Below are 25137 nucleotides of genomic sequence, written 5' to 3' on the forward strand. Positions count from 1 at the left end.
ATGGCTCGTTCCATCAAAAAAGGTCCATTTGTTGACCTCCACCTGCTGAAAAAAGCGCAGACTGCGCAGGAAAACAGTGTGCGTACGCCGATCAAGACCTGGTCGCGTCGTTCCACCGTATTGCCTGACTTCGTCGGCCTGACCTTCAGTGTTTATAATGGCATGAAATTTATCCCGGTTTCGGTGAATGAAGACATGGTCGGTCACAAGCTTGGTGAGTTCGCGCCGACGCGCAGCTTTTACGGCCATGGCGCTGACAAAAAAGGCAAGAAATAATGGGTAAGGCATCATCACCCCGCCGTGTTGGCGACAATGAAGCTTTGGCTGTCGGCAATTCCATCCGTGGATCTGCCCAGAAGCTCAACTTGGTTGCACAACTGATCCGTGGCAAGAAAGCGGAAGACGCTTTGAACATCCTGTCCTTCTCGAAAAAGTCGATGGCAAAGGATGTCAGCAAGGTTCTCGCTTCAGCAATCGCCAATGCCGAGAATAATCATAATCTGGATGTTGACGCTTTGATCGTTCATGAAGCGAGCGTCGGCAAGTCAATCACGATGAAGCGCTGGAAAGCGCGTGCTCGTGGTCGTTCAGCCAAGATTATCAAGCCATTTAGCCGCGTTCGCATTGTCGTGCGCGAGCATGAAGAGGAAGAGGCGTAACCATGGGTCAAAAGAGTAATCCTATCGGGCTTCGCCTGCAGATCAACCGGACCTGGGACTCTCGCTGGTATGCGGAAGGTTCCAATTATGGCGATCTCTTGATGGAAGACATCAAGATGCGCAAATATATCTTTGCTAGCCTGCCGCAGGCTGCGATTTCAAAGGTCGTGATCGAACGTCCGGCCAAGACTTGCCGCATTTCGATCTATGCTGCACGTCCAGGCGTCATCATCGGCAAGAAAGGCGCGGATATCGAAAAGCTGCGTCGCAAGCTGAGCGACATGTCGTCCGGTGACGTCTCCTTGAACATCGTCGAAATCCGCAAGCCGGAAGTCGACGCGAAGCTGGTAGCGCAGGGCATCGGTGATCAGCTGATCCGCCGTGTGGCTTTCCGTCGCGCCATGAAGCGCGCGGTTCAGTCCGCTCTCCGTTTGGGCGCTGAAGGTATTAAAATTGTTTGTGGTGGCCGTTTGGGCGGCGCGGAAATCGCGCGGGTTGAATGGTATCGTGAAGGCCGCGTGCCGCTTCATACGCTGCGCGCCAATATTGACTATGCCGAGTTTGAAGCGCTTACTGCTTATGGCATTATCGGTATCAAGGTCTGGATTTTCAAAGGCGAGATATTGGGTCACGATCCAATGGCTCAGGATCGGCTGAATGTGGAAGCGCAAACTTCCGGCGTCCGCCCGCAGCACCAACGTTGATTTTTGAGGAATAGGTAGAGCATCATGCTGCAACCCAAGAAACATAAGTTCCGTAAGGCTTTCAAAGGCCGGATTAAAGGAAAAGCGCCAGGCGGCTCTAGCCTGAATTTCGGCAGCTATGGCCTGAAAGCCATGGAGCCTGACCGGATTACTGCGCGTCAGATCGAAGCGGCTCGCCGTGCGATCACGCGTCACATCAAGCGTCAGGGCCGGTTGTGGATCCGGATTTTCCCGGATGTGCCAGTATCCAAAAAACCTGCCGAAGTTCGTCAGGGTAAGGGTAAGGGCTCCGTAGAATATTGGGCTGCTCGGGTAAAACCAGGCCGGATACTGTTCGAACTGGACGGCGTTCCCGGACCGATTGCAGCGATCGCTTTCGAGCGGGCAGCGATGAAGCTCCCGATCAAGACAAAGGTTGTGGCCCGCCTCGGCGATACGTCACATCTGGAAGGTTAAGCTAGATGAGCATGAAAACAGAAGATTTGCGGACCAAAACCGACGATCAGCTCGAGACCGAACTGGGCGAACTGAAGCGCGAGGCATTTAACCTGCGTTTTCAGGCTGCGACCAATCAGCTCGAAAAACCAAGCCGGACGCGGGAAGTGCGTCGCACGATCGCCCGGATCAAAACATTGCAGGCCGAGCGTTCGAACGCGGCTCCCGCAGAAGCTAAGGCGTAAGGAACCGATATGCCAAAACGTATTCTCACCGGCACGGTTGTGTCAGACAAGGGCGACAAGACTGTTGTCGTCAATGTCGAACGCAAGGTGAAGCATCCGCTTTACGGAAAAATCATCCGGCGCTCGAAGAAATATCATGCGCATGATGAGAACAATGAAATTAGCACGGGTGAAATCGTGCGCATCGAAGAAACGCGTCCGATTTCCAAGTTGAAGACCTGGAAAGTATTGGAGCGGGTCGGTGCAGCAGCCGGTTTGGCAACACCGACGGTAGGCGAGATTACGGCAAGTGATCCGAAGGACGAAAAGATCAAGGCGCCCGTGAAGCCAATCGTTGAGCCAGTGGTCGAAGCTACGCCAACTGGCGAATAAGTTTAGAATATCCCGGATCTGCCGGGGTGACGAAGTAGGAAACGCCCGGTTTACCGGGTTTATGAAGAAGGAATTGGATCCATGATCCAGATGCAATCGAACCTGGAGGTCGCTGACAATAGCGGCGCCAAACGTGTGCAGTGCATCAAGGTGCTGGGCGGCTCGAAGCGTCGCTTTGCCGGCGTCGGCGACATCATTGTCGTGTCGATCAAGGAAGCAGCACCGCGCGGCAAGGTCAAGAAGGGCGACGTTCACCGGGCGGTGATCGTGCGTACCAAGAAAGACATTCGCCGCAAGGACGGATCGGTCATTCGGTTCGACAGCAATGCTGCGGTTCTGGTCAACAACAACCAGGAGCCTATTGGCACCCGTATTTTTGGCCCCGTGGTTCGTGAACTGCGTGCGAAAAAGCATATGAAAATCATCAGCCTTGCGCCGGAGGTAATCTAATCATGGCCAATGCAAAGATCAAAAAAGGCGATACCGTCGTGATCCTGTCCGGCAAGGACAAGGGCAAGTCGGGTGAAGTCACCAAAGTGATGCCGAAAGATGGCAAGTGCATCGTTTCCGGTGTGAATATTGCTATCCGCCACCGCAAACCGACCCAGGCAAACCCGCAGGGTGGCCTCGAGCGGCGCGAAGCGGCGATGCATATCAGCAAAGTGGCTCTGGCTGACCCGAAAGACGGCAAGCCGACACGGGTCCGATTTGAAAAGGCAGAAGACGGAAAGATGCAGCGTTTCGCTGTAAAGTCCGGGGAGAAAGTCGATGGCTGAAAAAAAATATATTCCGCGCATGCGCACAAAATATGACGACGAAATCGTCAAAGCGATGCAGGAAAAGTTCAACTATTCCAATCATATGGAAGTCCCGCGGATCAGCATGATCACCATTAACATGGGCGTGGGTGAAGGCAGTCAGGACAAGAAAAAAGTCGCGACTGCTGCTTCAGAAATGGAATTGATTGCCGGCCAGAAGCCAGTGATTACAAAGGCGAAAAACTCGATCGCGACGTTCAAACTGCGGGAAGGCATGCCGATCGGCTGTAAAGTCAATCTGCGCCGGGAACGGATGTACGAATTTATCGATCGGCTCGTGACAGTAGCAATGCCACGTATCCGGGATTTCAGGGGTCTGAATCCGAAAAGCTTTGACGGTCGCGGCAATTTCGCCATGGGCCTGAAAGAGCAGATCATTTTCCCCGAAATCGCCTATGACAATATCGACGTTGTTCGTGGCATGGACGTGATTGTGACGACTACTGCAAAGACAGACGATGAGGCGCGTGCGCTTCTGGCGTTATTTGGTTTCCCGTTCCCTAAAGAGGAACAATCGGAAGAAAAAGAAGCCGCGTGAGCGCGCTTCATTATACGGAAGGACGAGAACTTAAGTCATGGCGAAACTGAGTTCCATTAACAGAAACGAAAAACGCAAACGGATGGTGAAGAAATACGCCGGCCGTTATGCGAAACTGAAGGCGATGGCAGCAGATCAGTCTCTTGACGAGACCGAACGTCTGATGGCGCGCCTCAAAATGGCGGAAATACCGCGCAATGCGAATCCAACTCGCGTGCGCAACCGCTGTGAAACCACAGGACGGCCGCGCGGTTATTACCGCAAGTTCCGCCTGTGCCGCATCGAGCTACGGGACATGGCCAATAAAGGTCTGATCCCTGGCGTAACGAAATCAAGCTGGTAAGGGAGAGATAATATGGCTTTTACCGATCCCTTGGGTGACATGCTCACCCGTATCCGTAACGGACAACAGGCACGCAAAGACAGCGTCGTAACACCTGCGTCCAAATTGCGTGGTGCCGTCCTCGAAGTGTTGCAGCGCGAAGGTTATATTCGCGGCTACAGCGAAGAAGAGGTCAACAAGCACCCCGGTTTGCGGATTGAACTGAAATATTTTGAAGGCCAACCGGCAATTCGCCACGTGGCCCGTGTTTCAAAGCCTGGTCGTCGCGTCTATAGCGGGTCGGAAGATCTGCCACGGGTTCGCAACGGCTTGGGCATAACAATCGTATCGACGCCACAAGGTGTTCTCTCTGACGCAGAAGCGCGTCAGGCGAAGGTCGGCGGCGAAGTACTGGCTGAGGTATTTTAATCATGTCCCGTATTGGCAAAAAATCAGTGGCTATTCCTGACGGCGTCACTGCCGTAATGGAAGATGGTCTGGTCAAGGTTAAAGGACCAAAGGGCGAGCTTTCGACCCCGATGGTTGATGATCTGACTTATGAACTGGGCGACGGTGGTTTGCAGGTCAGGCCAGCAAACAGTTCCAGAACCGCTCGTGCATTCTGGGGAATGCAGCGTACATTGGTGCAGAATCTGGTTGACGGTGTCACCAGCGGCTTCACCAAGGTGCTGGAGATCAATGGTGTTGGTTATCGTGCCGCAGCTCAGGGGAAAAACCTCAATCTGCAGCTTGGTTACAGCCATGATGTGAACTTCGCGATCCCAGACGGTATCGAGATCAAGACTCCCGATCAGACTACGATCGAAATCACCGGCATGGACAAACAGCAAGTTGGCCAGGTCGCTGCCGAAATACGCCGCTGGCGCAAGCCCGAGCCGTATAAAGGCAAGGGTATTAAATATCGCGGCGAATATATTTTCCGCAAAGAAGGGAAGAAGAAATAAGCCATGGCGAACATTTCTCAGTTCAAACGGCGCCAGCAACGCGTACGCAGCAAATTGCGGAAGCGCGGGCTCTCAAAGCCTCGTTTGTCCGTGCATCGCACGAGCCGGCATATTTATGCGCAGGTTATCGACGATGCCGAGGGCAAAACGCTGGCTTCCGCTTCGACCATCGACAAGGCGTCTACAGTCAAGACCGGTGCGGATAGCAATGCCGCTGCCGATGTTGGCAAGCGCGTTGCCGAAGCTGCCAAGAAGGCAGGCGTTAAAGAAGTAATTTTTGACCGTGGCGGGTTCCTGTTTCACGGACGTGTGAAGGCTCTGGCCGACGCAGCACGTGAAGGCGGATTGGAGTTTTAATATGGCTGATGAAAAAACAACACCAGAAGGCGCGGCACAGCCGGGCACCACTGGCGAAGGCAATCAGCCGGTAGCAGCTATCGCACCCGAAGCCAAAACCGGTGCACCAGAACGTCCAGGACGCGGTGGAAATCGCGGCGGCGGCGGCGGCGGTCGTGATAACCGCGGTGGCGGCGGTCGTGACAACCGTGGCGGCGGGCGTAATAATCGCGGTGGCCGCGGTAACAATGATGGCGGCGAAGAGCTGATCGAGAAATTGGTCCACATCAACCGCGTTTCCAAGACTGTTAAGGGCGGCAAGCGCTTTGGTTTCGCTGCATTGGTAGTTGTTGGCGACGGCAAGGGCCGCGCTGGTTTCGGTAAGGGCAAGGCGCGCGAAGTGCCTGAAGCCATTACCAAAGCAACGGCTGCTGCAAAAAAATCGATGGTTCGCGTACCACTGCGTGACGGTCGGACCCTGCACCATGATGGCACTGGCCAATTTGGCGCTGGCAACGTGACCGTTCGTTCGGCACCTGCGGGTACTGGTATTATTGCCGGTGGTCCAATGCGTGCCGTATTCGAAAGTCTTGGCGTTTCTGACGTTGTGACCAAGTCGAATGGTACAGCCAATCCCTACAATATGATCCGCGCAACTTTTGCCGCACTGGCAGATCAGTCGAGCCCGAAATCCGTGTCCCAGCGGCGCGGCAAGAAAATCACTGACCTGCTTGCACGTGCTGGCGGTTCGTCTGCTGAAGTGGCAGCAGATGCCGCGGCAGTTACGGAGTAATTTTTGATGGCCAAAGTTAAAATCAAGCAGATTGGATCCCCGATCCGCCGTCCGGAAGTTCAGCGCAAAACGCTGATCGGTCTCGGTCTGAACAAGATGCACCGTATTTCCGAACTGGAAGATACAGCAGAAGTGCGCGGCATGATCCGTAAAGTACATCATCTGGTGGAAGTTCTTGAAGGGTAAAACCCGAGACTTCCGTGCGAATAAAAGCGAAAGCGAGTACAAGACATGAAATTAAACGAACTTAGAGACAATGAAGGCGCGCGCAAATCGCGCATGCGTGTTGGCCGGGGCATTGGCTCGGGCAAGGGCAAAACCGCCGGGCGTGGCCAAAAGGGTCAGAAATCCCGTTCCGGTGTAGCTATCAAAGGCTTTGAAGGCGGCCAGATGCCGCTTCACATGCGTCTCCCGAAACGTGGCTTTAACAACCCATTCGGCACTGACTATGCAGAAGTGAATTTGGGCATGATCCAGAAGTTCATCGACAGCAAAAGTCTCGATGGCAAAGGCACGATCGATCACGCGACTTTGAAAGCTGCTGGTCTGGCTCGTGGTGGCAAGGATGGCGTCCGTCTGCTTGCCAAGGGCGAGTTGACCACGAAAATCACGATCACCGTTGCCGGTGCTTCAAAAGCTGCTGTTGCAGCGGTCGAAAAGGCGGGCGGAACAGTTGAAATTCTTCCAGCGGGTGGCGAACGCCGACCAAAGGGCGAGAAAAAAGCTGTGGCTTCCAAGCCTGCGCGCGAGAAAAAAGCCTTGAACAAGGCGAAAAAGAACGATTGATCTTCAAGAGGCGCTAGTTTTAGCGCCTCTTTTTCTGGCCCCTTGTTTTTGATGCACTAACATCCGATATGGGGCGGGTTGCATTTCTGCAAATGCAGATATTCATCTCCGGAGATTGCAACGATACGCAATAGTTGGAGATGGGCCTCTGCCTCCGCAGGGGCGCGTTGCAAACTAATAGTGGGCAGGGAAGTCAAGCATGGCATCAAGAGCCGATCAGGTCGCAGCCAATCTAAGCCTGGCGAAATTTGGCGAAGCTACCGAATTGCGCAATCGCATCTGGTTTACACTCGGCGCGCTTATCATTTTTCGTCTCCTCAGTTTCGTTCCGCTGCCGGGCGTTGATCCGGTCGTTCTGGCTGATCTCTATGATCAGACCCGTGGCGGCGTTCTCGATATTTTTAATACATTTTCAGGCGGCTCGCTCGAACGGATGAGCCTGATTGCCTTGGGCGTCATGCCCTATATTACCGCGTCGATCGTGGTTCAGCTGGCTGCGGCGCTGTCGCCGACCTTGGCCGCGGTCAAAAAAGAAGGCGAATCGGGCCGCAAGAAACTCAATCAATATACCCGCTATGGCACGGTCGGCCTGACCGCCGTCCAGGGCTATTTCATTGCAGTGGGACTGGAAAGCTTCGCTTCCCAGTCCGGTTTGCAGGCGGTTGTTGAGCCCGGTTATATGTTCCGTGTTGGCGCGGTGATCAGTCTGGTTGGTGGAACTCTGTTCCTGATGTGGCTGGGTGAACAGATCACCAGCCGCGGCATCGGCAATGGTATCTCGCTGATCATCATGGCCGGCATTGTCGCCCAGATGCCGACCTTTGTTGGTAATTTGATGGAAGGCAGCCGCACCGGTTCGATCAGCGCGCTGACGATCGTTGGTCTGATTGTGATGGTGGCCGGACTGGTATTGTTCATCAGCTTCATGGAGCGCGCCCAACGAAGGGTGCTGATCCAATATCCGAAGCGTGCCACCCAGAATGGCGTGATGCAGGCAGATCGCAGTCATCTGCCGCTGAAGGTCAATACGGCAGGTGTAATCCCGCCGATTTTCGCTTCTTCGCTGCTGTTGATGCCCCTGACGGTGAGCCAATTTGCCGGCAATGCAACATCCGGAGAAACTATGTTCGGTGATTTCGTCATCATGCTGAACCAGTATCTCGCTCATGGTCAGCCGCTATATATGGCGCTGTACGCGTCGGGCATTGTCTTCTTCTGTTTCTTCTACACGGCGGTCGTGTTCAATCCGGAGGAAACAGCAGAGAATCTGAAGAAAAATGGTGGTTTCGTACCAGGCATCCGTCCGGGCAAGAACACGGCTGATTATCTGGATTATGTGCTGACCCGGATTACCGTGGTTGGCGCTGCCTATCTGGCCTTCGTCTGTGTGTTGCCGGAATATGTGATGGCCCAGACAAGTCTGCCGATCTTCTTCCTTGGCGGTACCAGCCTGCTGATCGTCGTCAACGTGACGGTTGATACCGTGACGCAGATCCAGAGCCATTTGTTGGCGCTGCAATATGGCGATTTGCTAAAGAAGGCCAAACTCAAGGGCGGACGACGCAAACGCTAAGATCCGAACACGCTAATTTGACACTAGAATCATTCCATCATCACGGGGGTAATCGTATGGACATCATCTTGTTGGGGCCACCAGGTGCCGGGAAGGGGACCCAAGCGGGCCGTCTGGAAGATGAGCATGGCATGGTCCAATTGTCGACGGGCGATATGCTCCGGGCAGCGGTAAAAGCTGGCACCGAAGTCGGCTTGAAAGCCAAGGCTTTGATGGACGCAGGGGAGCTGGTTCCCGATGACGTTGTGTCTGGCATTATCGGTGACAAGCTGGATGAGCTAGGCCCAGAAAAAGGCGTTATCTTTGACGGCTATCCGCGGACAGCCGCACAAGCAGCGTCGCTGGACGAGATATTGTCAGCCAGAAATCGCGTCCTTGCGCATGTGATCGAGCTTGCCGTTGATGAAGACGCGCTGGTTGAGCGGATCACTGGCCGGTTCACCTGCGGCAATTGCGGTGCAGGCTATCACGACACATTCAAACAGCCCGCCGTCGATGGCGTTTGCGATGTGTGCGGCAAAAGCGAATTCAAGCGCCGCCCGGATGACAATGAAGAAACCGTGCGCACGCGCATGAAAGAATATCGGGCGAAGACGGCGCCCATCCTGCCGATCTACGAAGCGCGCGGGATCGTGCGCAAGGTGAATGGCATGGGCAGCATGGCGGAAGTCAATGAAGCGATTGAGGCTGTGCTGGCGCTCTGAACAGATTTCACGGGAGACAAGGTCATGGCTAAGCTGGCATTCCGCGCAATATTGGCAATCGCAACGCTTTGCAGCATGTCCGCCGCGAATGGAGAAGTGACCAACACCGCCGACAATGGCTTTACCGTGCAGCACCAGAGAGTGATTTCCGCTGATAATGAAGCGGTCTGGAAGGCGATGATCGCGCCGTCGCGCTATTGGAATAGCGATCACAGCTGGACCGGTGATGCTGAAAATTTCTATCTCGTGCCGCAGGCCGGTGGCTGTTTTTGCGAGCTTATCCGGACGACGTCGGACGACAATATCAAATCGTCAGACGGCAGCGTTCAGCACATGCGGGTAATCTACGCGCACAACAACAAGATGCTCCGCATGTCCGGCGCGCTCGGCCCGCTCCAGGGTGAGGCGGTCATCGGCACGTTGACCATGCTATTGCAGCCGCAAGGTGATAGCACCGTGGCCCGGTTCACCTATAAGGTGGGCGGCTATATGGAATTTCCGGTAGATCAGATCGCGCCGGCGGTGGATGGCGTGATCGGAGAGCAACTGGCGCGTCTGTCGGCCTTGTTCGGCGATCCGGAAGCGGCTGCTGGCGATTCTAAGGATGAAGCAGTCGGGCAAAGTGACGACGAAGCGAGCGACGTCGACAAGGATGACGACCTGAGCTGATTCAGACCCCATTTCAAGACTTTACCTAGCCTGTTTAATAGTTCTATGAGGAGTCCATACTCGTTGTCGACTTGAGGAGGTCGACAGCGATAAACGGGTCGTGCAGACATTCAATATTTGAGGGGTTAGACGATGGCCGTTTCCGATCATGTAGATTTTCCGACATTCATGGAAGGCGTCAAGAAACGCAATCCGGGCCAGCCTGAATTTGTTCAGGCCGTGCAGGAAGTCGCGATGGATATTTTTGATTTCATCGAAGACAAAGAAGCCTATCACACAGCACAGATTCTGCGGCGTATTGCCGAGCCTGACCGGGTGATATCATTCCGGGTTTGCTGGGAAGATGACAATCACTGCGTCCGCGTCCAACGCGGCTATCGCGTCCAGAATAACAACGCCATCGGCCCCTATAAGGGCGGTATCCGTTTTCACCCGAGCGTCACCGAAAGCGTGCTGAAATTCCTCGCGTTCGAGCAGACCTTCAAAAACTCATTGACCGGACTGCCGATGGGCGGCGGCAAGGGCGGTGCAAACTTCAACCCCAAGGGCAAGTCCGACGCTGAAGTCATGCGCTTCTGCCAATCGTTCATGACTGAATTATATCGTCACATTGGCCCGGACACGGATGTTCCCGCCGGAGATATCGGCGTGGGCGGACGTGAAATTGGTTATATGTTTGGCCAGTATAAGCGTATCACCAATCGCTGGGAAGGCGTGCTGACCGGCAAGGGCATGGAATATGGCGGCTCTCAGATGCGCCCGGAAGCGACCGGTTACGGCGCGGTCTATTTCATGGAAAATATGCTCAAGCATAGAAATGACGCGATCGCTGGCAAGACTGCCGTCATTTCCGGTTCCGGCAATGTTGCCACCCATGCGGCCGAGCAGATTACCAAGCAAGGCGGCAAGGTCTTGACGCTCTCGGATAGCGGCGGCTTCATCCATGATCCCGACGGCATTGATCAGGACAAGATCGACTGGATCAAGGATCTCAAGAATAACAAGCGTGGCCGGATCAGTGAATATGCGGATCATTTCACCAGCGCATCCTATCATGAAGGCAAGCGCCCGTGGAATGTGCCCTGTGACCTGGCACTGCCTTGCGCGACACAGAATGAACTCAATGAAGAAGAAGCCAAAGAGCTGGTTAGCAACGGCGTGATTGCCGTGTCGGAAGGCGCGAACATGCCGACCACGCTGGAAGGCGTCCACGTCTTCCATGATGCCAGGATCATGTATGGTCCGGGTAAAGCGGCCAATGCTGGCGGTGTCGCCGTCTCCGGTCTCGAAATGAGCCAGAATGCGGAACGGATCAGCTGGAACCATGCGCGGCTCGGCGAGATGTTGACCGATCTGATGGAAGGCATTCACGGCAAATGTGTCGAATATGGAGATCAGGGCGATGGCTATGTCGACTATGTGAAGGGCGCCAATATTGCTGGCTTCAAAAAAGTGGCGGATGCCATGCTGGCTTATGGTGTCGTCTAGATTATAATTATCTTGCGCAAGAATGTGCCATCGGCCAAATCATTGGCCGATGGCACAGGCAAATATCCCCAAGGTTAAGCGGCTCCTTAAAAAGCTGAAGGAGCCCTGCGAAATCGGTTGGTGCGAGCTGATCGATTTGCCCGAATTCGGCGTGATAAACCTTCATGCCAAGGTTGATACCGGGGCAGCCACTTCCTCGCTCCACGCCACCCGCATCAAGCCATTTGAAAAAGACGGACAGCAATTTGTGCAATTCACGATCCCTATGGGATCCGGCGTTGCAGACCATCATTGCGAAGCTCGGGTCTACGGTCAGCGTAGAATCAAGAGCAGTAATGGTGTCATGCAGACCCGTTATGTGGTAGAGACAGTCATGAAGCTCGGACCGCTAGAGTGGGTCGGGCATATGACGCTTGCCAATAGGCAATCAATGATATTTCCGGTCCTTATAGGTCGTCGGGCGCTGAAACGGGGCTTCCTCGTCAATAGCGCCAAGCGCTGGATGCTGGGCCGGCACGAAGAAAGATAATTTATGAAAATCGCTATGCTTGCCCGAAATCCGAGACTCTATTCCCACAAACGCCTGGTCGAGGCGGCGGAAGAACGCGGTCATGAGATGAGAATTCTCAACACGTTGCGCTGTACGATGAACATTACATCTCATCGGCCAAGCATATTGTATAATGGCGAAACGCTAACCGGCTTTGATGCTGTGATTCCGCGTATCGGCGCATCGATCACCCATTATGGTCTGGCCGTGCTGCGCCAGTTCGAGATGATGGGCGTATGGCCGCTGAACGAAAGCGTTGCCGTCGGCCGCTCGCGCGACAAGCTGCGCTCGATGCAGATTTTCGCCAAACATGGCCTGGGCTTGCCGGTGACCGCTTTTGCTCATGATCCGAAGCAGACCGACGAAGTGCTCAAGATTGTTGGTGGCGCGCCGGCGGTCATCAAGCTGCTCGAAGGCACCCAGGGCATTGGTGTGGTGCTTGGCGAAACCAACAATAGCGCCAAGTCGGTTATCGAGGCATTTCGCGGGCTTAACGTCAATATTCTGGTGCAGGAATTTATCAAGGAAGCGGGATCGAGTGACATCCGGATCTTTGTGGTCGGCGGCAAGGTTGTCGCGGCGATGATGCGGACGGGCGCGGCGGGCGATTTCCGCTCCAACCTCCACCGGGGCGGTACCGCAAAAATGGTCAAGATCACGCCGGAAGAGCGGTCCACCGCGATCCGGGCGGCAAAGGTGATGGGGCTGAACGTCGCAGGCGTTGACATATTGCGCGCCAATCATGGTCCGGTGATCATGGAGGTGAATAGTTCGCCGGGTCTCGAAGGTATCGAGGCCGCGACCGGCAAGGATGTGGCCGGTCAGATAATCGAATTTATCGAAGCCAAGGCCAAGTCCGGCAATACCAAGACCAAGGGGCAGGGCTAACAGCCCTGCGTCTGGCGGAAGTCGCCGGGCAGAGGCTGGTGCCGGGACGGAATGGGCAATCTGCCGATTCCGTCCCGGCTGCCGTTTATATCACTTCATCCTCGTCGAGCAGCTGATTGCTGGTGATCGCACCCTCGATCTGCTCGAGCCGTTCTCCTACCGTATGGAATATTCTTACTTCGGCAATGTGGAGTAGCGCGTCGCCCTGATTGACGACGGGCAGGTTGCTGTGGCCGATAACAATCCCGTCAACCGGTGAGAGGATCGCTTCTTCGCCATCGCCAAAAATATCGCTGATATAGGCCACGGGGGTGCCTTTGTGGACCTTGGTCCCGGATGGCGAAACCAGTCGGCAAATGCCGCCTCTGGTTGAGCGCAGCCAGACCGTGCGGGTCGCCTGGGCTGGCGGAGCCCCGCGCTTTCCGAGCCGTTTGGTGTCGATCATCTCCAGTTTCTTGAGCACTCGCAAAATGCCGTTGACCCCGGTCAATACGGAAAATTCGTCGAAGCGCAGGGCTTCTCCGGCTTCCATCAGCAGCATGTCGACGCCGGCTTCCCGTGCCAGTGCCCGCAGGGAACCGGGGCGCAAATCCGCCTCGATGACAACCGGTGGCCCAAATTCGAGCGCCAGTTCCGTGAGTTCGGGATTGCCCGAAGCGATACGGATCTGCGGCAGATTATACCGGTGCTGCGCGGCGCTGTGGATATCAATGCCGAGCGAGCAATGATCGATAATCTCGGTAGAGAAAATATTGGCCAGCTGCGACGCCAGCGAGCCTTTTTCGGTTCCCGGAAAAGACCGGTTGAGATCGCGGCGATCGGGCAAATAGCGGCTGTGGGTGATGAAGCCGAACATATTGACCACCGGCACGAAGATTACGGTCCCGGCCATGCGCGACGGATGGAGTTTCTTCATTACCCGGCGGATGATCTCGGTGCCGATGATTTCATCGCCATGGATCGCTGCGCTGATGAATATCGTCGGTCCGGTGCGCTTCCCGTGAAATACGCGTACGACCATATTGGCCTGCATGCCGGCCGAGAGATCGCTGACCGGAATGGCAATATCGCCGATCTTACCTGGAGCAATCGTCTGCCCGCCTATTTCGAACAGATCATGCTTGTTTCTATTGGCCATTGATTTCCCCCGATGAACTTCGGGAAACGTTACTGTATTTTTTTGGCAAAGCGAAGCATGAACGGCAGGGGTGGTTCTCCACTTGCGAGCCGCTCCATTACCTGGCTCACGATGCTGCGCTTGCAGGCTAAGACCGTTGAGCCTCGGGGAGAGCCACTCCCTAGAAAGCATCCCACATTGGCTCGTTTTCCTTCGAGTCTGGCGAGGAAGACTCTGGCCAGCCACAAGGCCAAGGCGGTTCCGATTCCAGCAGGCCAAAATTTATCGCGCGATCATGTCGGAGAGCTAACATCGGTGGTTTTTAAACTATTGTCTTTCAGGCTAGTGGGCTAGGTGCTGAGTAGGCAGGGAATAGCCGGTTTTCTAGGCATTCCACGGTTGACACCGACGCAGACTCGCCCTACGCCACAATTATTCGAAATCCAACACAACCGGCAGCGCCCTTCGTGCGTCCGCTGGTTTTGTGCGTTTCGGGTGTGTTTTTAACGACTTGGCGATGAGATAGGGCCCTGCGAATCGGGTCCTGTGGAGCATGGAGAAAAATATTGGCACGTATTGCTGGGGTAAATATCCCCACTAACAAGCGCGTAATCATTGCGCTTACCTACATTCACGGTATCGGACGCACCGCTGCGGCTGACATTGTTGAAAAATTGAAGATCGATCCAGCCCGCCGGGTTCAGGACCTTACCGATCAGGAAGTTTTGCACATTCGTGAAACGATTGATGCCGATCATACGGTTGAAGGCGATTTGCGGCGTGAAGTTGCAATGAACATCAAGCGTTTGATGGATCTGGCCTGCTATCGCGGCCTGCGTCACCGTAAAGGCCTGCCAGTTCGCGGACAGCGTACGCATACCAATGCGCGCACCCGTAAAGGCAAGCCCAAGGCGATTGCTGGCAAGAAGAAATAAGGCTTGTCTTCGGATAAGTATTTTCAAGATATTAGGTAGGAATTGATCAAATGGCACGCGAACCGCAGCGCATAAAGAAAAGCGCGCGCAAAAACATTTCGGCAGGCGTAGCGCACGTCAACGCCACTTTTAACAACACGATGGTCACCATCACTGATGCTCAGGGCAATACACTAAGCTGGTCCTCCGCAGGGATGATGGGCTTTAAGGGCTCTCGCAAGTCGACACCATATGCCGCTCAGGTTGCAGCGGAAGACGCTGGCAAGAAAGCGGCTGACCATGGCGTACGGACACTTGAAGTCGAAGTAAAAGGCCCCGGTTCCGGTCGTGAATCCGCTCTTCGTGCGCTTCAGGCCGTTGGCTTCACGATCACCTCGATCCGTGATGTGACTCCCATTCCGCATAATGGTGTTCGCCCATCAAAACGGCGCCGCGTCTAAAACCGCTCGAGTTTCTGGGACAGGCCGGTTGGCCGGTCCCACATTTTTAAAATTCAGAGCGGTATTGACGTCCACATCCGCTCTTTGAACTACTAGGGGAAGTCCATGACTGTCAATATGAAGAACTGGCAAGAACTGAAGAAGCCCAACGTCCTCGACATCAAGCCCGGCGGAGATCCGAAGCGCAAGGCGACTTTCATCGCTGAGCCTCTGGAACGCGGTTTTGGCCTGACCATGGGCAACGCGCTGCGCCGCGTGCTTCTGTCCTCGCTTCAGGGTGCGGCAGTTACCTCGATCAAGATCGAAAACGCCCTGCACGAATTTTCGTCGCTGGCCGGCGTTCGTGAAGATGTGACCGACATTGTCCTGAACATCAAGCAGATTGCATTGAAAATGGAAAGCGAAGACGCAAAGCGTCTGCAGCTCTCCGCAACCGGTCCTGGGGAAGTCAAGGCTGGCGATATCGCTGTCTCCGGTGATATTGAAATCATGAACCCGGAAATGGTAATCTGCCATCTCGACGAAGGCGCTTCGCTGAACATGGAACTGACCGTCAATGTCGGTAAGGGCTATGTTCCTGCAGTTGCCAACCGTCCTGCCGATGCACCCATCGGTCTGATCCCGATCGACTCGCTCTATTCGCCAGTCCGTCAGGTATCGTACAAGGTCGACAATGCCCGCGTTGGTCAGGAACTGGACTTTGACAAGCTGAACCTCACCATCGAAACCGATGGCACGGTTACACCTGAAGATGCGATTGCTTATGCAGCCCGCATCTTGCAGGACCAGCTGCAGCTTTTCGTGCATTTCGAAGAAGCTCTTGAACAGGTTTCCTCGCCGATCGGCATGGCCGCTCAGCAAAGCCAGGCAGAAAGCGATGCCAACCAGCTCAACCGCTATCTTCTCAAGAAGGTCGACGAACTGGAACTCAGCGTTCGCTCTGCCAACTGCCTCAAGAACGACAATATCATCTATATTGGCGATCTCGTGCAGAAGACCGAAGCCGAAATGCTGCGCACACCAAACTTTGGCCGCAAGTCCTTGAACGAAATCAAGGAAGTGCTGTCCAGCATGGGTCTGCGTCTCGGCATGGACATCCCCGGATGGCCGCCTGAAAATATCGAAGAAATGGCCAAGAAGCTTGAACAAGAGCTGTTGGGTTAACTTTTCCGTTATCCCGGCGCAGGCCGGAATGACACAAGGGGGTGACTGGTGATGCCTCTATAAAATCACCTGCTGCGGGGTACCTCATACGGCCCCTTAACGAACGAAGGAAATAACTATGCGTCATAGAATGAAGGGCCGCCGTATGCAGCGGACCGGTGCTCACCGTCAGGCTCTGCTAAAGAACCTCGCGGCTGCACTGATCAAGCATGAACAGATTCTTACGACTGTTCCCAAGGCGAAAGAATTGCGGCCGGTTGTTGAAAAACTGATCACGCTCGGCAAAAGAGGTGGCCTGTCCAACCGTCGTCTGGCGCATGCGCGTTTGATGGACGAGACCCAGGAAAAGAAACTTTTCGAAGTTCTTGCTGACCGTTATGCCGAACGCAGCGGTGGTTACACCCGTATCATTCGCGCCGGTTTCCGTGGTTCCGATGCTGCCCCGATGGCGATCATCGAGCTGGTTGACCGGGATGTGGACGCGAAGGGTCAGGACAGCGGTCCGGACCAGAGCGTACAGGATGAATACGAAGAAGCATAAGTCCTTCATCCAGGATACAGTTTCAATTGATATGGGAGGCCGTGAGCGATAAGCTTGCGGCCTCTTTTCTTTTGCCCGGAGTGAACATGCGCAGTCTGACCCTTTTGACATTGGCCATGGGATTGGCCGTGACCTCACCCGTGCAGGCTGCACCTCATGAAAATAAGGAAAACTCGCTGACTTACCCAGAAACCAAGACTGTCGATATCGTCGACGAGCAGTTTGGCGAATATATTTCTGATCCCTATCGCTGGCTCGAAAATGACGTCCGCGAAGACCCGGAGGTTGCCGCATGGGTGAAGGCCCAGAATGCGGTCACCAACGCCTATCTCGCAAAGCTTGATGGACGCGAAGTCCTTGCGAAATCGATGACAGAATTGTTTGATTTTGATGATCTGGGCATTCCGGAAGAATCCGGCGGAAAATATTTCTACGAGCGCAAGAGCGGCGGCCAGAATCAGGCTGTGCTCTATGTTCGCGATGGCGCAGATGGCAAGGAACGGGCGCTGATCGACCCCGCTACATGGTCGGATGACGGGGCTACCGCGCTGGCCGGTTGGAAACCGTCCGGTGACGGCAGCCTGCTCGCTTATGCGATTCAGGATGGTGGTTCCGACTGGCGGACGCTGAAGGTCCTTGATGTGCAAAGTGGTGAAGTGAAATCCGACAGCATCGAATGGGCCAAGTTCACAAATCTGGCATGGATGCCCAAAAATTTTGGATTTCTCTATTCCCGCTTTCCGGAACCGGAAGAAGGTGCGGCCTTTCAGTCGCTGAATGCGGATCATGCCGTCTATCTGCACCTTATCGGCCACGATCAGGCCAAGGATACAAAAGTCTATGCAACGCCCGACCAGCCGGAGCTCAATCACTTCGCGGAATTGACGTCGGACAAGGAATGGGTGGTGATCACCTCCTCCTCCGGCACCGACGATCGCTATGAAATCACGCTGATCAAGGTGGATGCGCCCACGCTGGAAACGCGCAAGCTGGTCAAAGGTTTTGAAAATGACTGGCGGCTGATCGATGGCGTGGGTGACACACTCTATTTCGTGACCAACAAGGATGCGCCGCGGCTGCGCGTGGTCAAAACCGATCTGAGCGCAGCGGAACCGCAATTTACCGAACTGGTTCCGCAAAGCGAGGCGGTCATTGGAGGCGCCATGATCGTCGGCGACAGGCTGGTGATCAGCTATCTTGTCGATGCCAAAAGCGAGCTTTCGACTTTCGATCTCGACGGCAAGGCGCTCGGCACGCTCGATCTGCCCGGGCCGGGGCAGGTGGGTAGCCTCAGCAGTTCGATGAAGAGCGATGAAGGCTTTTTTACCTTCCAGAGCTTCAACCGGCCAACGACGGTTTTTCGCTACGATGGGAAATCAGCGCCGACGATCTGGGCAAAGCCGTCGCTGCCTTTTGATCCGGAAGCGGTCGAAGTCACGCAGCGATTCTACAAAAGCAAGGACGGCACCAGGATTCCGATGTTTCTTGTGCACATGAAAGGGCAGGATCTCTCGCAAGGCGCGCCGACACTGCTCTATGGTTATGGCGGGTTCAATATTTCCGTGCTGCCCCAATATAAGCCGGCCTGGATGGTGTGGATCGAGGCGGGCGGTGTGTTCGCATCGGCCAATCTGCGCGGCGGCGGTGAATATGGCAAGGAGTGGCACGATGCCGGCCGGCTGCAGAACAAGCAGAATGTGTTCGACGATTTTATCGCAGCCGGAGAATATCTGATCAGTGAAGGCATTACGCCGGAAGACGGCCTGGCCATTGAAGGGCGTTCCAATGGTGGATTGCTGATCGGCGCCGTCATGAATCAGCGGCCCGATCTGTTCACCGCCGGTCATGCCGCAGTCGGCGTGATGGACATGCTCCGTTTCGACCGGTTCACCGCCGGCCGCTATTGGGTCGATGATTATGGCTATCCGAACAAGGAGCAGGATTTCAAAACCCTGCTCGGCTATTCGCCTTATCACAATATCCGGAACGGCATTGATTACCCGGCTTTGCTCGTTTCGACCGCCGATACCGATGACCGGGTGGTTCCCGGTCATAGTTTCAAATATACCGCGCGCTTGCAGGCGCTGGATACGGGTAGTGAGCCTCATCTAATCCGGATCGAGACCCGGGCCGGTCATGGCAGCGGCAAGCCGACCGACAAGCTTATTGAGGAATATTCGGATATTTACGCCTTCCTGGGGAAGGCGACCGGACTCACGCTGACCAAATAAAATATATTCGTAGTGGCACAGGGTAGTCGCGAACCGATCAAACCAGTCCGGATGACGCTAATGGTTGGCGGATTGACTCCGGTGAGCTGGCGCCTTGTTGTAAATTGCAGAAGCATATTTTGTTCATATAAATAGCCTTTAACATGAACGGTCCCTGTCAGGTCAGTTCAGTCGCCACTCAAGCCGAATCACCTAGAAGGGCTTTGCAAGCTCGGGAAATGGTTTCGGGCAGTGTGAAAGGAAAGTGGACATGAACAAGTTGAACAAAGCTCTTGTTGGAACCGCTGCTGCTGCTGCAATGGCTGTTTCTGCTACCCCCGCGATGGCCAAGGATGGCCGGCATGGTGGACCGAGTGCCGGAGAAGTTATCGCCGGTGTTGCGATCATCGGCGCGATTGCCGCGATTGCGAGTTCCGGCAACAACGACCGGAATTATCGCGATACCAATTATCGGAATGGCAATCAGCGAAATACCAATTATCGCGGTGACCGTTATGACAACGAGCGTTACACCGAATCTCGCTTCGGCAATGGCTATCGTCAGATCGGCCAGCGCCAGGCCGTCAACCGCTGCGTGCGGGCCGCCGAAAACGGAGCGACCAATCGCGGTCGAGCGTCGGTAACGGACATCCGCGACATTGACAGGACTCGCTATGGCTATCGGGTCAAGGGCAGAATTCTGGTCGAACAGGGGCGGGGTCGCCATCAGAGAGCCGGTTACGCCGACGAAGGCAAATTCACCTGCTATATCGAAGGCAATAGGGTTAGCGACGTTCAGTTCAGCGGCCTGAACTACAGCCGTCGCTAAGAGCGATGAGCGAAGTTAAACAAGCAATGATGGTTCAGCCTGGTGACAGGCTGGACCAACTATGTTCGATTCGACGGCAGGTTTTTGAATAAAAAGTCTGCGCTTGATAGGGGTGTCTCAGATGACCAAAATGACCAGATTTTCTGCTTTTGCAGCATCCACCGCGCTGGTTTTTACCGGCTTTTCGCCGGCCATGGCTGCGCCAGTGCACAGCGGAGTCGCTATCGCTACCCCGATTGATGTGGCGGCGCTGGGCTGGACCGCCGACAGTGAAAATGCAAAAGGCTGGGGCGATTATCGTCGTGACCGGGGTTACCGTGGACATCGGCGCCATCGCGATGGGATCAGCGGCGGTGATCTATTGGCGGGTATATTGGTCATCGGCGGCATTGCGGCGATCGCCAGCGCGGCATCAAAAAACAATCGTGACAGGCGCTATGAAGATCGCGACTATCGCAGCGAAAACCCTCGCTATGACGATCGGCGCGCCGACCCGCGCGATGAAAGCAGATATGACCGGGGGACCGGTGATATGGAATCGGCGATAAATGCCTGTTCCGATGCGGCTGAACGGCAAGCTGGCCGCGATGCGCGCGTTTCTGCCGTCCAATCAGTGGTCCGTGATGGCGAAGCCTGGCGGGTCGAAGGCATATTATCGAACAGTGAGCAAAGCTCATTTCTCTGCGGAGCCAGCGAAGGCCGGGTAGATTTCGTGCAACTCGGCGACGGCGATCTCGCCTTTGCGAATTAAACCGCTGTCCGGCCAAATTCCTGACGAGTGACCGGGTGCGATGCGCTCAGGCCCCCGTCAACGGCAATTGCTTGACCGTTGACATAGGATGAGCGGTCAGAAGCCAGAAAAAGTGCCACTTCCGCCATCTCCATCGGAGCCGCGCCACGGCGCAGCGGATTGAGATAGCCGAGCCGGTCTTCCTTGCCCTTTTCGCGGGCTTTATCATAAATGAACTGGGTCATGCCGGTTTCGGTAATGCCCGGACAAATGGCGTTGCAGCGCACATTCGACGTCGCAAATTGCTGGGATGCAACCTTGACCAGATTGATAACGCCCGCCTTGGAAGCCGAATAGGCTGGGCCGCCTGCGCCGGATCTGATGCCGGCGACACTGGCGGTGCAGATGATCGAGCCGCCATGCTTGCTTTCGGCAATTACCTTGCCGGCATATTTGCAGGCCAGAAACGGTCCGATCAAATTGACTCGCAACACTTCCTGCCATTCCGCGACGCTGCTGTCGAAAATGCCTTCAAAGCCGCCGCCGATGCCGGCGTTGGCAAAGAACACATGAAGATCGCCAAAACGCTGTTCCGCTGCCTCGACAAGCATTTCGACATCGCCTTCCGATCCGGCATCGGCCTTGATCGCGATGATATTGCCTTCGGAGCCTTTCGCAGTGTCCTCGACCGCGTCGGTGATGTCGCTGGCGATGACCTTCGCGCCGTGTTGAGCGAACAACAAGGCCGCAGCGCGGCCGATCCCGCTACCGGCGCCGGTGATGATCGCGACTTTGTCCTTGAGGTCCATTTTAGGCTCCTGCTCTTTGTGCGACTTGCCATCCTGCCTGTGCCAGTGGCGTTACGCGATCCGACATTTCCGCTGCCGCTGCACTGTTCGCCGTGCCATCGACCACCCGCTTCTGGATGCCCTGCAGAATAGCAGCAATCCGGAACAGATTATAGGCCAGATACCAGTCCATCGGCGGCAGTTCGGCCATGCCCGATTTCTCGCAATAGCGGGCAATGGCTTCCTCGCGGGTGGGGATGCCCAGTGCCGCGAGATCGACGCCCTTCAAACCGCTGCGGCCTTCGGGTTCCATTTCATAGGCCATCAGCCAATAAGCGAAATCGGCAATCGGGTCGCCGAGGGTCGAGAGTTCCCAGTCGAGAACCGCGATGACCTTGGGTTCATCATGGGCAAAAATCATGTTATCCAGCCGGTAATCGCCATGGACGATGCCAAAGCTTTTCTGTTCCGGAATGGTTTTGGTGAGCCACTCTATCAGCTTGTCCATTTCGGGAATTTCCTGAAGTTCGGACAGTCGATATTGCTGCGTCCAGCGGGAAATCTGGCGCTCGCAATAATTGCCGGGCTTGCCGTGTTTTTCCAGTCCCAATGCGTCCGGATCAAAGCTGTGCAGCGAGGCCAGCGTGTCGATCATCTCATGATAGATGGCGCGGCGTTCCTCGGGATTGCTGTCGGGCAATGTGCCGTCCCAGAATGTCCGGCCGTCGGCCATGCCCATGATGTAGAACATCGTACCGATCACGCTGTCGTCTTCGCACAAGCCATAAGGCTTGGCGACGGGGAACCCGGCAGGATAGAGGCCGGCAATCACCCGGAACTCGCGGTCGACTGCATGGGCTGAAGGCAATAATTTTCCGACCGGTTTCTTGCGCAATACATAGGAAGTCGTCGGCGTATCGATCTTGTAGGTTGGATTGGACTGGCCGCCCTTGAACTTGCTCAAAGTGAGCGGGCCGGCAAAACCCTCGACATTGGCTTCCATCCATTTCTGCAGGGCTGCTTCGTCGAGCTTGTCCTTCTCCGGCACGTCCATCGTGCCGGTCATATCTTCCTGTGGATTCATGGAAGTCCCTCTTCCTTTAACTAAAGACAATCACGGAACGTGCCGAATCACCTTTTTTCATTTTATCAAAACCGTCGTTGATCTGCTCTAGCGGAATCGTTTCTGCCACAATGCTATCCAAATCAAGCAGTCCACGCAGATAAAAATCTACCAGACGCGGGATATCAATCGGGAAGTGGTTTGACCCCATCAGCACGCCCTGCAATTTCTTGCCGGAGAGCAAATCCATCGCGCTCAGGCCGACTTTGTGATCCAGCGGCATCATGCCAAGGATGGTTGCAGTGCCGCCGCGCTTGAGCGAACCGACCGCAAGATCGCCGGATGCAGCTCGGCCCACGGCTTCGATCGCATGATCAACGCCGCCTTTGGTGAGTTCCAGTATCTGCGCGGCCGCGTCATCCGCAGACGCATCAATCACATCTGTCGCGCCAAGCTTGATGGCAAGATCGCGTTTTTCCTTGATCGGATCCGCCGCAATAATCCGGCCGGCACCGGCGATTTTGGCGGCATTGATCGTCGCCAGCCCGACGCCGCCGCAACCGACGACGGCGACGGTTTCACCAGGCGTGAGCTTGCAGGCATTGAAGATCGTGCCCGCGCCGGTGGTCACGGCACAGCCAATAACCGCTGCCCGATCGAGCGGCATCTCCGGATCGATCCGTACACAGGCATGTTCGTGGATCAGCATCTGCTCGGCAAAGGCCGACAGATTGAGCATCTGTGCCACGGTCGAACCATCGGGCCGGGTGATCCGCGGCGCTTCGTCAGCGCGCCGCCGCGTGTCTGCGCCCAGGCACAAGGACATCCGGCCAGATACACAAAACTCGCAATGCCCGCAATAAGCTGACAGGCAGGAGACGACGGCATCGCCGACCGCGACGGTGCGAACTTCGCTACCAATCGCCTCGACAATGCCCGCTGCCTCGTGGCCCGGAATCGCGGGCAGAGCATGCGGATAGCTGCCATCGATGAAATGCAGGTCCGAATGGCACAGCCCGCAGGCGGCCGTTCGGATCAGCACTTCATGCGGTCCCGGTTTGGAGATGACGACGTCTTCTATTACGAGCGGTTTGCCCGCTTCGACCAGTACTGCTGCCTTCATGATCTGCTCCTAGCGTGTGACCGCCAGATCACCTGACGAAAATTCTTCCTTCATCTTGCTGCCATCGGCGGTTTCGGCATATTTGCCATATTCCATCTTGGCGACCGTGCGATTGTGGACTTCGTCCGGACCATCGGCAAGCCGCAGGGTCCGTTGATGCGCATAAGCGCTGGCGAGGCCATAATCGTTGGAAACGCCGCCGCCGCCATGGGCCTGAATCGCATCATCAATGATTTTCAGCGCCATATTCGGAGCCTGCACCTTGATCATCGCGATTTCGGCCTTGGCATATTTATTGCCGACCTTGTCCATCATGTCTGCGGCTTTCAGGCAGAGCAGGCGGCTCATGTCGATATCGATCCGGGCGCGAGCGACGCGCTCATCCCAGACGCTATGCTCGGAAAGGCGTTTGCCGAACGCGACTCGCGATTGCAGGCGTTTGACCATTTTTTCGAGCGCTTCTTCGGCGACACCGATGGTCCGCATGCAGTGATGGATACGACCGGGTCCGAGGCGACCCTGAGCGATTTCAAAACCGCGCCCTTCGCCGAGGATGATATTGGCCGCAGGAACGCGAACGTCCTTCATTTCGACTTCCATATGGCCGTGCGGTGCATCGTCATAGCCGAAGACGGGCAGGTGACGGATGATGTTCACGCCCGGTGCGTCGGTTGGCATGAGAATCTGGGACTGCTGTGTATAGCGGCTGCCCTCGAATGTTGTTTTGCCCATCACAATTGCGATTTTGCAGCGCGGGTCGCCGAGGCCGGATGACCACCATTTGCGGCCATTGATGACATATTCATTGCCATCGCGGACAATCGCGGTTTCGATATTGGTCGCATCGGAAGATGCAACGGCTGGCTCGGTCATCAGGAAGGCGGAACGAATTTCACCGTTCATCAAGGGACGCAGATATTGTTCTTTCTGTTCCAGCGTGCCGTAGCGATGGAACACTTCCATATTGCCGGTATCGGGAGCGGAGCAGTTGAACACTTCGGAAGAAAAGCCGACGCGGCCCATTTCTTCTGCGCACAAAGCATATTCCAGATTGGTCAGGCCAGGGCCTTCAAATTCAAAGACATCGTCAATATGGGTAAGATTGGGATTGGCTGGCGGCATGAACAGGTTCCAGATGCCGGCTTCCTTGGCTTTCTTCTTCTCTTGCTCAACCACTTGCAGGACCTTCCAGCGTTCGCCGGTTGATTCTTCTTCGTGAAAATCAGCCATGCGGGGCCGGAGGTGAGTCTCGATATGATCGCGTACCCGGTTGCGCCAATATTCCTGCTTTTCGGTGAGATCGAAATCCATTCCCAAATCCTTTTCTTTTTAACTATGCGATTAACTTATCA

General features: G+C 55.3%; 33 protein-coding genes and 1 pseudogene. 29 read left to right on the top strand and 5 right to left on the bottom strand.

Annotated elements, in window-relative coordinates:
• The 22 genes and pseudogenes from rpsS (at position 1) to rimK (ending at position 12845) form a co-directional block, all read left to right on the top strand.
• Positions 1-276 (top strand): 30S ribosomal protein S19, encoded by a 276-nt coding sequence (gene rpsS, locus V7665_RS01170; RefSeq protein WP_335662704.1) that lies wholly within the window; start codon positions 1-3, stop codon positions 274-276.
• Entirely contained in the window at positions 276-659 is a 384-nt protein-coding gene (gene rplV / locus V7665_RS01175) for a 50S ribosomal protein L22 (protein ID WP_100092384.1), read from the top strand. The genes rpsS and rplV overlap by 1 nt, the downstream gene beginning before the upstream one ends.
• A 2-nt stretch (positions 660-661) precedes the next feature.
• Positions 662-1363 carry a 30S ribosomal protein S3 gene (gene rpsC / locus V7665_RS01180; RefSeq protein ID WP_335662705.1) on the top strand — a complete coding sequence of 234 codons (702 nt, stop codon included), beginning with the start codon at positions 662-664 and terminating at the stop codon, positions 1361-1363.
• A gap of 24 nt (positions 1364-1387) precedes the next feature.
• Positions 1388-1819 carry a 50S ribosomal protein L16 gene (rplP, locus tag V7665_RS01185; RefSeq protein WP_067198333.1) on the top strand — a complete coding sequence of 144 codons (432 nt, stop codon included), beginning with the start codon at positions 1388-1390 and terminating at the stop codon, positions 1817-1819.
• Positions 1820-1824: 5 nt separating this feature from the next.
• Positions 1825-2043 carry a 50S ribosomal protein L29 gene (gene rpmC / locus V7665_RS01190; protein ID WP_335662706.1) on the top strand — a complete coding sequence of 73 codons (219 nt, stop codon included), beginning with the start codon at positions 1825-1827 and terminating at the stop codon, positions 2041-2043.
• Positions 2044-2052: 9 nt separating this feature from the next.
• Positions 2053-2295: pseudogene (rpsQ, locus tag V7665_RS01195) on the top strand (30S ribosomal protein S17); the annotation flags it as partial.
• Positions 2296-2496: 201 nt separating this feature from the next.
• Entirely contained in the window at positions 2497-2865 is a 369-nt protein-coding gene (gene rplN, locus V7665_RS01200; RefSeq protein ID WP_067198338.1) for a 50S ribosomal protein L14, read from the top strand.
• 2 nt (positions 2866-2867) lie between these two features.
• Positions 2868-3191 (top strand): 50S ribosomal protein L24, encoded by a 324-nt coding sequence (gene rplX / locus V7665_RS01205; protein ID WP_335662707.1) that lies wholly within the window; start codon positions 2868-2870, stop codon positions 3189-3191.
• Positions 3184-3771 carry a 50S ribosomal protein L5 gene (gene rplE / locus V7665_RS01210; protein ID WP_335662708.1) on the top strand — a complete coding sequence of 196 codons (588 nt, stop codon included), beginning with the start codon at positions 3184-3186 and terminating at the stop codon, positions 3769-3771. The genes rplX and rplE overlap by 8 nt, the downstream gene beginning before the upstream one ends.
• Positions 3772-3808: 37 nt before the next feature.
• Positions 3809-4114: a 30S ribosomal protein S14 gene (gene rpsN / locus V7665_RS01215; RefSeq protein ID WP_176280104.1), complete on the top strand. Its 306-nt coding sequence runs from the start codon at positions 3809-3811 to the stop codon at positions 4112-4114.
• 12 nt (positions 4115-4126) lie between these two features.
• Complete coding sequence (gene rpsH, locus V7665_RS01220; RefSeq protein WP_067198345.1) at positions 4127-4522, top strand: 30S ribosomal protein S8; 396 nt, start codon at positions 4127-4129, stop codon at positions 4520-4522.
• Between the two features lie 2 nt (positions 4523-4524).
• Positions 4525-5058: a 50S ribosomal protein L6 gene (rplF, locus tag V7665_RS01225; RefSeq protein WP_335662709.1), complete on the top strand. Its 534-nt coding sequence runs from the start codon at positions 4525-4527 to the stop codon at positions 5056-5058.
• A 3-nt stretch (positions 5059-5061) separates the two neighbouring features.
• Positions 5062-5415 (top strand): 50S ribosomal protein L18, encoded by a 354-nt coding sequence (gene rplR, locus V7665_RS01230; RefSeq protein WP_067198349.1) that lies wholly within the window; start codon positions 5062-5064, stop codon positions 5413-5415.
• A gap of 1 nt (position 5416) precedes the next feature.
• Positions 5417-6187, top strand: coding sequence for a 30S ribosomal protein S5 (rpsE, locus tag V7665_RS01235; RefSeq protein WP_335662710.1), 771 nt, complete (start codon positions 5417-5419; stop codon positions 6185-6187).
• 6 nt (positions 6188-6193) lie between these two features.
• Positions 6194-6373: a 50S ribosomal protein L30 gene (gene rpmD / locus V7665_RS01240; protein ID WP_335662711.1), complete on the top strand. Its 180-nt coding sequence runs from the start codon at positions 6194-6196 to the stop codon at positions 6371-6373.
• A gap of 45 nt (positions 6374-6418) precedes the next feature.
• Positions 6419-6973 carry a 50S ribosomal protein L15 gene (gene rplO / locus V7665_RS01245; RefSeq protein WP_335662712.1) on the top strand — a complete coding sequence of 185 codons (555 nt, stop codon included), beginning with the start codon at positions 6419-6421 and terminating at the stop codon, positions 6971-6973.
• Between the two features lie 199 nt (positions 6974-7172).
• Positions 7173-8546: a preprotein translocase subunit SecY gene (gene secY / locus V7665_RS01250; protein WP_335662713.1), complete on the top strand. Its 1374-nt coding sequence runs from the start codon at positions 7173-7175 to the stop codon at positions 8544-8546.
• Between the two features lie 56 nt (positions 8547-8602).
• Complete coding sequence (locus V7665_RS01255; protein WP_335662714.1) at positions 8603-9250, top strand: adenylate kinase; 648 nt, start codon at positions 8603-8605, stop codon at positions 9248-9250.
• 24 nt (positions 9251-9274) lie between these two features.
• Complete coding sequence (locus V7665_RS01260; RefSeq protein ID WP_335662715.1) at positions 9275-9919, top strand: SRPBCC family protein; 645 nt, start codon at positions 9275-9277, stop codon at positions 9917-9919.
• A 132-nt stretch (positions 9920-10051) separates the two neighbouring features.
• Complete coding sequence (gdhA, locus tag V7665_RS01265; RefSeq protein WP_335662716.1) at positions 10052-11407, top strand: NADP-specific glutamate dehydrogenase; 1356 nt, start codon at positions 10052-10054, stop codon at positions 11405-11407.
• 49 nt (positions 11408-11456) lie between these two features.
• The gene (locus tag V7665_RS01270) at positions 11457-11936 is read left to right on the top strand and encodes an ATP-dependent zinc protease family protein (RefSeq protein ID WP_335662717.1); all 480 of its coding nucleotides are present in this window, start codon (positions 11457-11459) and stop codon (positions 11934-11936) included.
• A 3-nt stretch (positions 11937-11939) separates the two neighbouring features.
• Positions 11940-12845 (top strand): 30S ribosomal protein S6--L-glutamate ligase, encoded by a 906-nt coding sequence (rimK, locus tag V7665_RS01275; protein ID WP_335662718.1) that lies wholly within the window; start codon positions 11940-11942, stop codon positions 12843-12845.
• An 85-nt stretch (positions 12846-12930) separates the two neighbouring features.
• Here the strand turns inward: rimK and V7665_RS01280 are convergent, their stop codons facing one another.
• Positions 12931-13983 (bottom strand): succinylglutamate desuccinylase/aspartoacylase family protein, encoded by a 1053-nt coding sequence (locus V7665_RS01280; RefSeq protein ID WP_335662719.1) that lies wholly within the window; start codon positions 13981-13983, stop codon positions 12931-12933.
• A gap of 545 nt (positions 13984-14528) precedes the next feature.
• On the opposite strand from V7665_RS01280, the gene rpsM reads away from it, so the two are divergent.
• The 7 genes from rpsM (at position 14529) to V7665_RS01315 (ending at position 20832) form a co-directional block, all read left to right on the top strand.
• Positions 14529-14897, top strand: a complete 369-nt coding sequence (rpsM, locus tag V7665_RS01285; RefSeq protein ID WP_335662720.1) for a 30S ribosomal protein S13 — start codon at positions 14529-14531, stop codon at positions 14895-14897.
• 50 nt (positions 14898-14947) lie between these two features.
• Positions 14948-15337 carry a 30S ribosomal protein S11 gene (gene rpsK, locus V7665_RS01290; RefSeq protein WP_335662721.1) on the top strand — a complete coding sequence of 130 codons (390 nt, stop codon included), beginning with the start codon at positions 14948-14950 and terminating at the stop codon, positions 15335-15337.
• Positions 15338-15442: 105 nt separating this feature from the next.
• On the top strand, positions 15443-16501 hold the full coding sequence (locus V7665_RS01295; RefSeq protein WP_335662722.1) for a DNA-directed RNA polymerase subunit alpha: 1059 nt from the start codon (positions 15443-15445) through the stop codon (positions 16499-16501).
• A gap of 118 nt (positions 16502-16619) precedes the next feature.
• Entirely contained in the window at positions 16620-17042 is a 423-nt protein-coding gene (gene rplQ, locus V7665_RS01300) for a 50S ribosomal protein L17 (RefSeq protein WP_335662723.1), read from the top strand.
• Positions 17043-17128: 86 nt separating this feature from the next.
• A complete protein-coding gene (locus V7665_RS01305; RefSeq protein ID WP_335662724.1) occupies positions 17129-19273 on the top strand; it encodes a prolyl oligopeptidase family serine peptidase in 2145 nt (714 codons plus the stop codon).
• A 250-nt stretch (positions 19274-19523) separates the two neighbouring features.
• On the top strand, positions 19524-20081 hold the full coding sequence (locus tag V7665_RS01310; RefSeq protein WP_335662725.1) for a hypothetical protein: 558 nt from the start codon (positions 19524-19526) through the stop codon (positions 20079-20081).
• Between the two features lie 130 nt (positions 20082-20211).
• A complete protein-coding gene (locus V7665_RS01315) occupies positions 20212-20832 on the top strand; it encodes a hypothetical protein (RefSeq protein WP_335662726.1) in 621 nt (206 codons plus the stop codon).
• On the opposite strand, the gene V7665_RS01320 is transcribed toward V7665_RS01315, so the two are convergent.
• Genes V7665_RS01320 through V7665_RS01335 form a run of 4 tightly spaced genes read right to left on the bottom strand, consistent with a single transcriptional unit; the run spans position 20829 to position 25096 of the window.
• Positions 20829-21620 (bottom strand): SDR family NAD(P)-dependent oxidoreductase, encoded by a 792-nt coding sequence (locus V7665_RS01320; RefSeq protein WP_335662727.1) that lies wholly within the window; start codon positions 21618-21620, stop codon positions 20829-20831. The genes V7665_RS01315 and V7665_RS01320 overlap by 4 nt on opposite strands.
• 1 nt (position 21621) lies before the next feature.
• A complete protein-coding gene (locus V7665_RS01325) occupies positions 21622-22683 on the bottom strand; it encodes a phosphotransferase family protein (RefSeq protein ID WP_335662728.1) in 1062 nt (353 codons plus the stop codon).
• Positions 22684-22699: 16 nt separating this feature from the next.
• Positions 22700-23788, bottom strand: coding sequence for a Zn-dependent alcohol dehydrogenase (locus V7665_RS01330; RefSeq protein ID WP_335662763.1), 1089 nt, complete (start codon positions 23786-23788; stop codon positions 22700-22702).
• Between the two features lie 6 nt (positions 23789-23794).
• Positions 23795-25096, bottom strand: coding sequence for an acyl-CoA dehydrogenase family protein (locus V7665_RS01335; RefSeq protein ID WP_335662729.1), 1302 nt, complete (start codon positions 25094-25096; stop codon positions 23795-23797).
• Positions 25097-25137 lie beyond the last annotated feature (41 nt).

The organism is Parasphingorhabdus sp., assembly GCF_036964675.1.
GTDB lineage: Bacteria > Pseudomonadota > Alphaproteobacteria > Sphingomonadales > Sphingomonadaceae > Parasphingorhabdus.